The sequence below is a fragment of the Schleiferilactobacillus harbinensis genome, assembly GCF_008694105.1.
Lineage (GTDB): Bacteria > Bacillota > Bacilli > Lactobacillales > Lactobacillaceae > Schleiferilactobacillus > Schleiferilactobacillus harbinensis.
The window spans coordinates 2,300,506-2,311,764 of sequence record NZ_CP041364.1 but is presented as its reverse complement, the minus strand read 5'-3'; the positions used below and the strand labels follow the sequence as shown (position 1 = coordinate 2,311,764).

The window sequence follows — 11,259 nt, the reverse complement described above, 5'->3', positions numbered from 1 at the left end:
CTCCTTTCACTACTTTACCGAACCGTCTGTGACACCCTTGATGATCCAGCGTTGGGCGAAGAAGTAGAAGATGATGACGGGCAGGATGCCGAGCATCAACCCAGCCAGTGCCAGATTCCATTGCTTCGTGAACTGACCAAAGAAGAAGAATGTTTGCAGCGGGATGGTGTAGCCGCTCTGGGGCAGCACCAAACTCGGCAGCAGATAGTCGTTCCAGATCCAAACAATGTTGAGGATGGCGACCGTAACGGTCATGGGATTCAGCATCGGCAAGATGATTGTGAAGAAGATCCGGCCGTGGCCGGCCCCTTCTAGAGTCGCAGCTTCATCCAAGGCTTCAGGAATCCCAGCAATCGCCCCTTGGTAGAGGAAGATCGACAGGCTGGCCCCAAAGCCTAGATACATGAAGATCAAGCCAGGGATGTTCAGCATTTGTGCCTTCCCAAAGATCGTCGTTAACGGAATCATGACGGACTGGAAGGGAATCAGCATGGCGGCGACAAACAGCATCAGGATCACGTTCGATACTTTGCTGTGGTTCCGTTGAATGGCGTAAGCCGCCATGGAACTAGCCAGACAGATCAAGACGACCGAGACGATGGTGATCGTCAAGGAGTTAAACAGAGAGCGGATGAAATCCAATGCCGCCCAGGCTTGCGTATAGTTGCTGAAAGTACCGTTGACCGGTAGGCCGATAACGCTGGAAAAAATCCCCTTGGGCGTCTTCATACTGTTGGTCAGGATCAGATAGAACGGGAACAGCCACAACAGACCCAAAACGAGGCCGAGGATTCCCAATAACCATTTTTTAACCCGTTTACTCATGATAAGTGCGCCTCCCGTTTACGACTAAAGTAGACTTGCAATAGCGAAATCGCCGCGACGACCAGGAAGAAGATAATGGCTTTGGCTTCCCCATAGGCCAGCTTGTTGTTTGTGAACGCAGTCCGCACAATGTTCATCGACAACATTTGGGTCGACAGGTACGGACCGCCGTTCGTTAAGGACAGGTTTTGATCGTAAATCTTGAAGCTGTTGGACAAAGTGAGAAACAGACTGACGGTGAAAGCCGGTGCGACCATTGGGAAGGTGATGTAGCGGAATCGCTGCCAAGGCGTGGTGCCGTCAATTTCTGCTGCTTCCAGGATTTCCTGGGGAATGCCCTCCAAGTAGGCAATGTAGATCAGCATGATATAGCCGGACATCTGCCAGATGGTCAGGATGACCAGGCCCCAGAAGCCGGTTTGGGGATTTGACAGCCAACCGGTCAAGGCACTGATGTGTAATGCCGTGCCAATTGCCGCGAAAACCCGGACAAAGATGAATTGCCAGATGAACCCGAGAATCAAACCGCCAATCAGGTTCGGCATGAAGAAAATCGTCCGGAGGGCATTAGCCCCTTTCATCCGCTGGGTCACTAGCATAGCCAGCCCCAGCCCGATAACGTTCACCGAGATAATAACAACAATGGCGTATTTCACAGTGAACCAGAAGGCGTTGAGGAAGCCGGAATCACGGAAGGCGGCCACATAATTCGAGAACCCCACCGACTTGGTGAAAAACAAGCCGTTCCAATCCGTGAAGGAGTAAAACAACCCCAGCAGCATCGGTACAATGACCACCAAGAGGAGGCCGATCAAGGCCGGTGCGAGAAACAACCAATAGGCTTTGCTTTTTGTTTTCAACATTTTTCTAACCCCCTACTTCGTGGACTGCAGGTTCGCCCATGCTTGTTTCGCATCGGTGACCAGATCGTTCCAAGACATGACTTTCGAGAGATATTTCTGGACGTCCGGGCCGAGATTGTCTGCTTCCCAGGAAACGGGATAGCCGGCAAAGACCCAGCCGGTTGTTTGCTTCGTTTGGGTATGCTGGAAGACTGCTTCAGACAGCGGGTCCTGCATCTTCATGCCGCTGAAGCCCTTATAGGCAGGAACGAAGTGCAACAGATCGACAACGTCTTTCTTTCCCTGCGCGGTGGTGTACAGCCAGTCTAAGAAATCCTTAGCGGCTTGCTGTTCTTTCTTTGGCCGGGTGCTGTTCACGGCCCAGTAGTTCGGGACGCCCACCGGCATTTTGCCGGCGTAGCCGTCGACGGGAATCGGGATCATGCCGATACCGTCTGCCGCGAATTTCTTATCGATTTGGGCGACGGTCTGATAGATCCAGTCCCCCTGCTGAATCATGGCGACTTGACCTAAGCCGAAGTATTGCGATACTTGCTGCGAATAGTCTGTCTGCATGACATTGCCGGCGGAATAGTCGTTTTCCAAATCCAGCATCCGCTTGTATTCTTTCTCTCGGGTGAAGGGCAGCTTCTTGCTGGTATAAGCGGTCTTGACGTTGCCGTTGAAATCCGGCGCAATGAAGACGTTGCCCAGATGGTTCGTCATGACCCAAGTCTCTTGACCGGGCAGGGAGAAGACGCCTTTGAGCCCGAGTTGTTTCTTCTGGGCGTTCAACGTTTTCACTGCGGCCAGCAGCTTGTCGTAAGTGGTGAGCTTCGCCGCATCAATGCCGGCTTGGCGGAAAATCTTCTTATTATAGACAAAACCGTAGCCTTCCAAGTTGAAAGGAAGGCCGAGGACTTTATTGCCCTCCTGCACGGCGTCCAGCGTGCCTGGTAGAGCTAATTTAGCCGCTTTGGTGTCGGCGACATCCGTGATTTTGGTCCGGAACTGCGATACTTCGGCCGGTCCGGCGACGGAGAAGATCGTTGGTTCATCGCCGGCGGACATCCGGGTCTTCAGGGTGCTGAGATAGTCGGTACCGCCGCCCACGGAAGTAATGACGACTTTGATGTGCGGGTGTGATTTCTCATATTGGGCTGCGATCTGCTTGAACTGGGTATTATTTTCCACCTTGCCTTGCAAGATGTTGATCGTGATGTCCTTACCCCCGCTGCTTTCTTGATTGGTGCCACAGGCACTTAACAAAATAATGCTGGCGACACTGAGCATGATAATGGCTAATAACTGCCGGACCTGCTTCATTATTGGTTCCCCCTTCGGAAAAATACGGTCGCTGTTTTGTAACCGTTTCCTATAATACCTGTTTTTATGAATATGTCAATCGTTTACATATTGGAATCTGCTGGTGATTGGTGGTATATCAGTTTACCGAGAAAGAACAGTGTTATCGTTTACACAAATGGCCAATCGTGCTACACTGACGAAGATTAAAGGAGGGTTATGCAGCATGGCAACCATTACGGATGTGGCAAAAAAGGCGGGGGTGTCCGTCGCGACGGTCTCCCGGGTGATCAATAACCGCGGCTACCTGAGTGCCAACACCAAGGCAAAAGTGCAGGCGGCCATGGACGCCCTGCATTATCAGCCCAACATTGCCGCTCGTAACCTGCACGGTAAAGCAACCCATACAGTGGGGGTGGTGCTGCCGGATATCATCAATCCTTTTTATGCTGAGTTATTCCAAACTGTGGAGCAGCAACTCTTTGCGCTGCACTACCAAACGATGCTGTGTACGACCAACGGTGAACCGGAGAAGGAGAAAATGTACCTGCGGCTGATGGCGGCCAACCAGGTCGACGGCATCATCAGTAGTACCCATAATCCGGATCTGGCCGATTATCAAAACCCGACGGTACCTACCGTGGCCTTTGACCGGGTACTGTCACCGACCATTCCCATGGTCGGCAGCGACAACCAGGCTGGCGGCGAACTGATTGGCCAGTATGTGGCCCAGCATCAGCCCCGGCGCTGCTTGATCTTGGCTGGCAGCCAGGAAGATCTCGCACCGTTATCCCCGCGCATCGCCGGCATGCGGGCGGCATTAACCGCACCGATCCAGGTGGATCAAGTGGCGCTGCCCTTTGATCAGCCGGCGCCTGTTCGCAATCAACTGATTCGCCACCAGCTGGCGGCCCATGACTACGACGCGGTGTTGTGCACCGATGATTTAACGGCCATCACCGTCTGCGAGTCTTATTCAGACGGCCAGCGGCCGCTGGTTACGGGGTTTGACGGGTCAAAATTCATTCGCCAGTACTATCCGAGTTTAACGACGGTGATCCAACCGTTGGATGACTTGTGCCGGCTGGCGATCCAATTGCTGCGGAACAGCATGACGGGGAATGCAGAAGAGGTAACGACATACCAGCTACCCGTGACCCTGCATGTTGGACAAAAAGTAGAATGAGTCAATAAAAATAGCAGCATTCCGCCAAGTGGCGAGATGCTGCTATTCTGCTGCTTGTTTATGCGGTTTGGCTTGACTCCGTAGCAGCCGCCTGTGCAACTTCGGCATCCACGGTATCATCTTCAGTGGCATCAAAGAAGATATAAGCGAGGATGAAAGCAACGACGAACGCCGCCACACAGGCAATCATTGCAAAAATAATAGTATTGGTGATGCCTTGTTTAGGGTTCATGATCGTTAAGAAAGTTAACAGTCCCCCAGGGCCCGGCGCATACTGTCGAATTTGCAGCAACCCGAAGATGGCCCCGCCGACCGCGCCGCCAACAGCAGCAAAGGCAAACGGCTTTTTCCGCGGTAAATTGATCCCGTAGACACTGGGTTCAGTGATGCCGAAGAGGGAAGAAATGAAAGCCGACCAGCCGGCTGCTTTAACTTTTTTAGACTTGGTACGTAACGTCACGGCTAAGGCAGCCCCGCCTTGGGCTAACGCGGAGGGTGCACCCATAATCGTGATAGGATCGTAGCCTAATGTCGTCAAGTTGTTGAGCGATAGGGCAACGAAGCCCCAGTGCACGCCGAAGATGACGAGAAATTGGATCAGCCCGCCATAAAGCATACCGAAGATAATCGGGCTGAGATTGAACAGCCACTGGGCACCGGCACCTAAACCAAGGGAGATCCAGCTCGTGATTGGACCAATGACGATGAAACTCAAGGGAATGACAATTAAGAAAATCAGGAAGGGGACGAGGAACGATCTCAGGTTAGCATTGACCCATTTGGTAATGCGCTTTTCTAGTTTTGCCGCAACATAACTGGCGACAATGACCGGCACCACGGAAGTGGCATAATTTACCAGTAATACTGGGATACCGAAGAAGGTCAAGTATACCGGAGAGGAAAATGGTGTACCGGCAAACAGGTAATAGAGCGGCTTTTGCTGCATGATGGTGAGCAGTTGCGGGTAAATCAACGCAGCTCCGATCCCCATCCCAATGAAGGCTGTTCCACCGAATTTTTTCATCGCCGTATAGCCAAGGAATACCGGGAAGAAATAGAAGAAACAGTCGGAGACGATACTGAAGATCTGGAACGTGCCCGATTTCTGCGGGGCGATGTTGGTGGCAACCAGAATAATCAGCAGCCCCTTCATTATCCCGTTTGCCATCAGCAATCCCAGCAGCGGAGTGAATACACCGGAAATGACATCGATCAGCCGGCTGAATATGCTCTCTTTTTTAGCCGGCGCAGTTGCGGCGGCAGTCTCCAAAATATCATAATCGGCGGGTACTTCACCGCCGCCAACATGACTGCCCAGCAACGGAATCACTTCGTCATAGACGTCAGCCACGTTCGGACCAATCACGACTTGGTATTGGCCGGCCTGTTGAACGACTGTGGCGACCCCGTCCAAGCTCTTGATCTCATCAGTCTTAGCTAAATCCTCATTCTTGAGTTTAAACCGCAGTCGGGTGACGCAGTGGACCAAACTGTTGACGTTATCTTTACCGCCAATTTTATCAACGATTTCTTGGGCAAGTTTGTTGTTATCCATGATCATGTCCTTCTTTCTCTAGCGGATTAGGCTTGTTGGGATCAAGATATTGCGGTGCCAGATGGACAGGCACCGCGGCAGGCAAATCGCCATGTATCGTGCACTCTGTCAGGTAGCCATTGGCCCAGGCAATATCCAAAATTACGCCCGCCCGCGTGCGCACACCGGTCAGATGGCCGGTCGACCAGGCAGCAGGCAGCGCCGGGAATAAAGTGATTTCTGTCGGCGTACTCTGGACGATCATTTCAGCAATGGCGTTACTGAAACCAAAGTTGCCGTCGATTTGGAACGGCGGGTGGCTGTTGAGCAGGTTATCCTGGGTCGATTGGGTGAACATCCGGTTGATCGCTTGCCAGGCAGCTTCGCCATCGCCGAGGCGGGCGAACAGGTTGATTACCCAGGCCAGACTCCAGCCGGTTTGGCCGCTGCCGTGCTTTAGCCGATAGTCGATGAACTTGCGGGCGGCCGCTTTGAGTTCCGGCGTCGTGAATTCATCTCCCGGAAAGAGACCATATAAGGGCGAAAAGTGCCGGTGGCCCTTATCGATTTCTGGATAATCATGGACGTATTCGCGGATTCGACCGTCCGGGCCGATCGCCGTGGGCCGAATCCGGTCTAACACTTTCTGCCAAGCAATGAGCAAGTCCGCATCTTTCCCCAGATGCCGGGCCATCCAGATCAACGCCCCATAGAACTCGCGCAACAAACTATTATCGATGGTCGTGCCATAGCTCAAACTAGCAATATAATGACCATCCACCACGTAGTAGTTTTCTGGGGACACACTGGGTGCTGCGGCGAGATAACCATCTGGATCTTTGACTAGGAAGGCATTATAGAAAGCGGCCAGTTCTTTGAAGGCTGGGTAGATTCGCGTGAGCAGTTTTTCGTCTCGGCTGAATTGATAGTGGCGCCACAATTCATTGGCGAGCCACACGCCGCCCATGGGCCACAGTGTGCCGCTCATCGTGGTGGATTGCGGCGCACCGTCGCCGTAAATGTCTAGATTGTGGTGAATGACACTGCCGGCCAAACCATACATCGTTCTGGCCGTGTCATGGCCGCGGTCAACAGCCAGCAGAAACAGGTCCACCAGGGGCTTTTCCTGGGCGTCATAGTTCAAAGGGCCGGTCAGCCAGTAATTCATTTCTGTGTTGATATTGATCGTGTACTTGCTGCCCCAGACCGGCGTCAGATCCTGATTCCAAATTCCTTGCAGGTTAGCCGCGTGGGTCCCCGGCTCGCTGCTGGCAATGAGCAAATATTTGCCATAGTTGAACAGCGTAACGATCAACCCCGGATCTGTTTCGGCTCCTTTCTTCAGCCGCGCCAACCGATCAGCGGTGGGCAACTGGGCCAAGGCCGGGTCGTCAGGCAAACTGAAGTCTGTCCGCTGATAAAGGGCCTGATAAGCCGTGATGTTCTTTGCCTTCACATCAGCGTAGGTACTTGCAGTGACCGGCACTTGCTGGGCAAAGTCAGGGTAGAAGGGGTCACTGGTGGGGACCACGGCACTGGTCACTCGGAACCAGCAGTCATGGGCTTCGGAGACGACGATGGTATTACCGTAAACAGTCACGAAACCGCTGGGGGCAAAAACGGACAGCTTGATGCCGAAGTGGCGGCCGTGCAGACCGTCGGAGTGGCCGCTGATCAGGATGGTATGATCATCCAGCCGATTGACCCGTTCGTACCGTTCCTCTGTCCGGGTGAGGGTGAAATTCAAGGCGAGCACGTTATTGGTGGCCGTGAAGTGGCCGTATAAGGCGTGGTCTTCTAAGGCAGTAAAGGCTTCAAACGTGTGACCATCCTGGCGGCCGGTATATTCCTGGGTATACAGCGCCGTATTCAGATCGAGTGTGCGTCGGTAATTGACGGGTTTCTCAAAATAGTCCACGTAGCGGTTTCTGATCTTTAACTGGCCCAGCACCTCATAGTTGGCCTGTTTGGCTGGGGCCGGGAACATGGTCGGACCAGCCAATTCCTCCGCTTCAATGACCTTGCCTGCAAACAATAAGTCGCGGACCTTGGCCGCGTGCGCTGCCGCGTCCGGGTTGACTCGATGGTTGCGCGGGGCGCTGAATAAGCGGTCGTCGTTCAAGACAATGGTGTTTTCTCGGGTATCGCCGGAAATCATGGCCCCCAAACGACCGCTGCCCAGCGGGTAATAGCGCTCCCATTTTTTAGCTGGCGCAGGGCTCCAAATTGACATAATGATCGAACTCCTTTCTGAATTAAAAAAACTCCAAATCAGATCCAGACATTAGACTGGATCGATTTAGAGTTTTGCCTGGCCTTGGGCCAGTAACAATCTCAATGATTAGGTTGGGTGGTGAGACGCGCAATGTGAATAGTGAGATAGCCCTTCTCGGCTTCACCGATCCCCCGGCGCTTTTTTTGCTGCAAGAAAGCATCAATGGCGGTGGCGCAGGCATATGCTTCGGGGAACTTGGTGCGCACCAGCTCGGAGATATCCACGGTCGTGGTCGTGAAGTCGCGTTGTTCAATGAAGCGGCGGGCAAAAAATTGCAGGTGGATGATCAACCGGCGATAATCATCGCTGTCGGTATCCAGCGGTTGGTCATAAAACTGTTTGATAAGGGCGAGAATCTCCGCGACCAAACTCGTCACGGCGACTGTTTCCTGCAGGGTGGTGCGGTTATTTTCACTATTCACAATATGCAGCGTGATGTAGCCGATCTCTTCATCCGGCAGGGCAATACCGTGTTTGGTGCGGATGTGGTTCACCACCCGTTTGGCAATGGCAAATTCTGGACCGTAGAACGACTGAATCTGCGGTTGTAACGGGTTAGGCAGCACCTCGCCGTTCTTCACCCGGGTAATCGCCTGATGCAAGTGATCGGTGAGGGTGAGGACGATGGTCGGGGCCGGCGGCTTGGCCAGCCCTTCTTTAATGATGGCAATACTTTCCCGGACGATTTCCGATTCTTCAGGCGGGAATGAGCGCAACAGCTCAATCAGAGTTGCCGATTCCTCCGGGTCACTGAGCACGAAGGTTTGCAAATTTTTAGCAGGCCGAATGCTTTCCCCCGGCTTACGCTGAAAGCCAATCCCAGTACCCATTAAAACAACGGCGCTGCCGCCGGTATCCCGGGAGATGACGGCGTTATTATTCAGAATCTTGACGATCCGCCTGATGTCCTCCTCTCCATTAAACAAGATAGACGGACAAAGAGACCCCAAATAGGCAATCGGTTTTGCCTGACTTGGGGCCAGTGACAATCCTTTGATTTATATCTGTAGTGTAACACGGATAAATTGCAATGTAAACGGTAACATCACTGGCCATTTGCCATTTATCAGAGTCACAAGTGACCATTTATCGTCAGATTCAGTCAATTAGTTGGAACGCTAGGCCAGTACGGCTACAATCTCAATTTTAATCCGGTCCGGATCCTCAAGATACAGCGCATAATGATCCGGCCCGCCGGCAAACGGATACCGCTCGGCATAAAGTTCATGGTATGGTAGGCGCCCCAAGTCAGCACGCAACCGGTCAACGGCGTCTTGGCCGACCATATTAAATGCCAAATGGTTCAGCCCCACGTTCGTTCGGTTGTACGCCTGTTGCAGTTTCTGAGATTGGACAAAGACCAGATAAGTGCCTTCGCCGAGAATATAACTGATGCCGCTGGGCCATTGCTGATAGACGCGGTAGCCCAGATGATCCACGAGCAGCCAGTCATAAAACTGTTTGGAATTGTCTAAATTACGGACATAGACCTCCACATGATGTAATGCACCATTAATTGCCATGAGCATCCCACTCCCCTTGACCATACGCATTGTGGTGTTGTTCCGCACACCGTATAATTTAGAAAATTATACCACAGCAACAGCTTCTGGGTAATAAATGAGATACTGGGCGGCCTAATTTCATGGAAGATTGATAAAATGCCATCCCACTCTTTTTAAAACATCAGCCTTAGGACCGATAACATCGGTTGGCACATAGTATACTGTATAGTCAATTACTGTGTGAGGGAGAGTAGTACGATGAAGAAAGATAAAACGTTTCGCCAAATGGTCACACTGCTGACTGCGAATTTCTTCGGCATGTTTGGCAGCGGCATGCTGTCGTTTGCTATCGGGCTGTACATATTACACAAAACCGGGTCGGCCTTGGGGATGGGCATCACGTTGATGGTCGGACCGCTGGTGGCGTTAGTGCTGACGCCGTTCGTTGGCTACATGGTGGATACCCGCTCCCATCGGGCAATCATGATTGGGGCACAGATCGGTACCAGTATCGGGCTGCTCCTCTTTGCCCTGGCCTTCATGTGGTGGCCCGCGTTCTACTATCCAGAAGTGATCGGGTTACTGATTATTCTAACGATTACCGACCGCTTCCTGAGTACGGCGCTGTCTGCCAGTCTGGTTACTTTATTTCCCACAGATGTGCTGCAGCGGGTCAATTCGTTGAATCAGTCCGTATCGTCACTGGCTCAACTGATCAGTCCGATTATCGGCGCGGTTATTTACTCGTTTGTATCTATCGGTGCGTTTGCCTTGGTCGAAATTGTTTTCGAACTGCTGACGCTGGTGTGCATCCTGCGACTCAACTTTACCGTGGCAAAACCCGCTGCTGAATCGGCAACGGCCGAAATACCCGCCACACCGGCGGCTAAAGAATCGCTGCTGGCCAACTTCGCTGAAGGGTTGCGGTATTTGCAAGGCAATCGGCTGATCCTGCTCTCCTGTCTCTTCGGCGCGGGCATCAACTTTCTCTTCGCCGCTGTCAATGTCGGCCTGCCGTACCTGCAGGTCACAGTGCTGAAGATGCCCAATACACTATATGGAATTACGGATTCCGGTTTCGCTGTCGGCATGATCCTCGGCGGGGTCGCCTTGAGTATGATCACGCTGAAACACCACCCGTTTCTGGTCTCTCTGTGGGGGATCATGCTGCTCGGCAGTGTCCTGACCTTGCTCGGGGTCCCGGAACAAATGGCGTGGCCCATGATGGGGAACGTATTCTTCTACGGGCTGCTGAATGTCGCCAACGGCATTATCCTGGTGGTCATCAATACGCCGATCAGCACGATGATGCAAAAATTGATCCCACAGGCCATGCAGGGCCGCGTCTTCATGCTGACTGGGACCATCTCCAGTTTGCTAATGCCGCTGGGCACATTGGTCTTCGGTTTTCTCTTTGACCGAATGGCGGCATGGATCATTCTCTTGGGGGTGGGCTTACTGACGCTGCTGATGAGCTTCATTACCGTGGTTTATGTCCAGCGGACGGCACTGTTGGCGGAGTTTCCCGCATAATCCATTGAGTACCTCACCCATACGGCAATGATATTTGAATCTTTATGCACTTGCTTCGCGGCGAGTGCTTTTTTATATACTGAAGAATGATTCGTTCAATGCTGATATATTAGCGTTGAGCCCCTTGCTTTGAAATTAACAAATATATTGTTTCGTTTGTGTAAAACACTAAAAATGCAAATCAAGATTAGAATAACCCCACTTATTGCCCTTTTTAAACAATAAATTAGCAGTTTAAATGACGAAATTCTAGA

Annotated in this window: 9 protein-coding genes; 2 read left to right on the top strand and 7 right to left on the bottom strand. The window is 52.2% G+C overall.

Translation table 11 applies throughout. The features are described 5' to 3' along the window. Positions 1 to 9: 9 nt before the first annotated feature. The 3 genes from FMM01_RS11435 to FMM01_RS11425 are packed head-to-tail and all read right to left on the bottom strand — an operon-like array spanning position 10 to position 2,993. A complete protein-coding gene (locus FMM01_RS11435; protein ID WP_027827857.1) occupies positions 10 to 825 on the bottom strand; it encodes a carbohydrate ABC transporter permease in 816 nt (271 codons plus the stop codon). Then, the gene (locus FMM01_RS11430) at positions 822 to 1,688 is read right to left on the bottom strand and encodes a carbohydrate ABC transporter permease (protein WP_373880561.1); all 867 of its coding nucleotides are present in this window, start codon (positions 1,686 to 1,688) and stop codon (positions 822 to 824) included. Before FMM01_RS11430 ends, FMM01_RS11435 begins: the two co-directional genes overlap by 4 nt. Positions 1,689 to 1,700: 12 nt before the next feature. Further along, entirely contained in the window at positions 1,701 to 2,993 is a 1,293-nt protein-coding gene (locus FMM01_RS11425) for an ABC transporter substrate-binding protein (protein ID WP_150392603.1), read from the bottom strand. A gap of 205 nt (positions 2,994 to 3,198) precedes the next feature. Here FMM01_RS11425 and FMM01_RS11420 point away from each other — a divergent pair, with 205 nt between their 5' ends. Further along, positions 3,199 to 4,158, top strand: a complete 960-nt coding sequence (locus FMM01_RS11420; RefSeq protein ID WP_190973354.1) for a LacI family DNA-binding transcriptional regulator — start codon at positions 3,199 to 3,201, stop codon at positions 4,156 to 4,158. A gap of 58 nt (positions 4,159 to 4,216) precedes the next feature. On the opposite strand, the gene FMM01_RS11415 is transcribed toward FMM01_RS11420, so the two are convergent. From FMM01_RS11415 to FMM01_RS11400, 4 genes are all read right to left on the bottom strand, one after another. Further along, positions 4,217 to 5,713: a PTS transporter subunit EIIC gene (locus FMM01_RS11415; protein WP_150392601.1), complete on the bottom strand. Its 1,497-nt coding sequence runs from the start codon at positions 5,711 to 5,713 to the stop codon at positions 4,217 to 4,219. Next, positions 5,706 to 7,925, bottom strand: a complete 2,220-nt coding sequence (locus FMM01_RS11410; protein ID WP_150392600.1) for a glycosyl hydrolase family 95 catalytic domain-containing protein — start codon at positions 7,923 to 7,925, stop codon at positions 5,706 to 5,708. Before FMM01_RS11410 ends, FMM01_RS11415 begins: the two co-directional genes overlap by 8 nt. A gap of 101 nt (positions 7,926 to 8,026) precedes the next feature. Continuing rightward, positions 8,027 to 8,893, bottom strand: coding sequence for a PRD domain-containing protein (locus FMM01_RS11405; RefSeq protein WP_150392599.1), 867 nt, complete (start codon positions 8,891 to 8,893; stop codon positions 8,027 to 8,029). A gap of 192 nt (positions 8,894 to 9,085) precedes the next feature. After that, positions 9,086 to 9,490, bottom strand: coding sequence for a VOC family protein (locus tag FMM01_RS11400; protein ID WP_150392598.1), 405 nt, complete (start codon positions 9,488 to 9,490; stop codon positions 9,086 to 9,088). Positions 9,491 to 9,730: 240 nt separating this feature from the next. Here FMM01_RS11400 and FMM01_RS11395 point away from each other — a divergent pair, with 240 nt between their 5' ends. Next, positions 9,731 to 11,005, top strand: coding sequence for an MFS transporter (locus FMM01_RS11395; RefSeq protein WP_051225140.1), 1,275 nt, complete (start codon positions 9,731 to 9,733; stop codon positions 11,003 to 11,005). Positions 11,006 to 11,259: the final 254 nt, after the last annotated feature.

Excerpts from the sequence above, each read along its gene's own strand:
- FMM01_RS11435 (WP_027827857.1), bottom strand. The coding sequence starts at position 825 with ATGAGTAAACGGGTTAAAAAATGGTTATTGGGAATCCTCGGCCTCGTT.
- FMM01_RS11430 (WP_373880561.1), bottom strand. The coding sequence starts at position 1,688 with ATGTTGAAAACAAAAAGCAAAGCCTATTGGTTGTTTCTCGCACCGGCC.
- FMM01_RS11425 (WP_150392603.1), bottom strand. The coding sequence starts at position 2,993 with ATGAAGCAGGTCCGGCAGTTATTAGCCATTATCATGCTCAGTGTCGCC.
- FMM01_RS11420 (WP_190973354.1), top strand. The coding sequence starts at position 3,199 with ATGGCAACCATTACGGATGTGGCAAAAAAGGCGGGGGTGTCCGTCGCG.
- FMM01_RS11415 (WP_150392601.1), bottom strand. The coding sequence starts at position 5,713 with ATGGATAACAACAAACTTGCCCAAGAAATCGTTGATAAAATTGGCGGT.
- FMM01_RS11410 (WP_150392600.1), bottom strand. The coding sequence starts at position 7,925 with ATGTCAATTTGGAGCCCTGCGCCAGCTAAAAAATGGGAGCGCTATTAC.
- FMM01_RS11400 (WP_150392598.1), bottom strand. The coding sequence starts at position 9,490 with ATGGCAATTAATGGTGCATTACATCATGTGGAGGTCTATGTCCGTAAT.
- FMM01_RS11395 (WP_051225140.1), top strand. The coding sequence starts at position 9,731 with ATGAAGAAAGATAAAACGTTTCGCCAAATGGTCACACTGCTGACTGCG.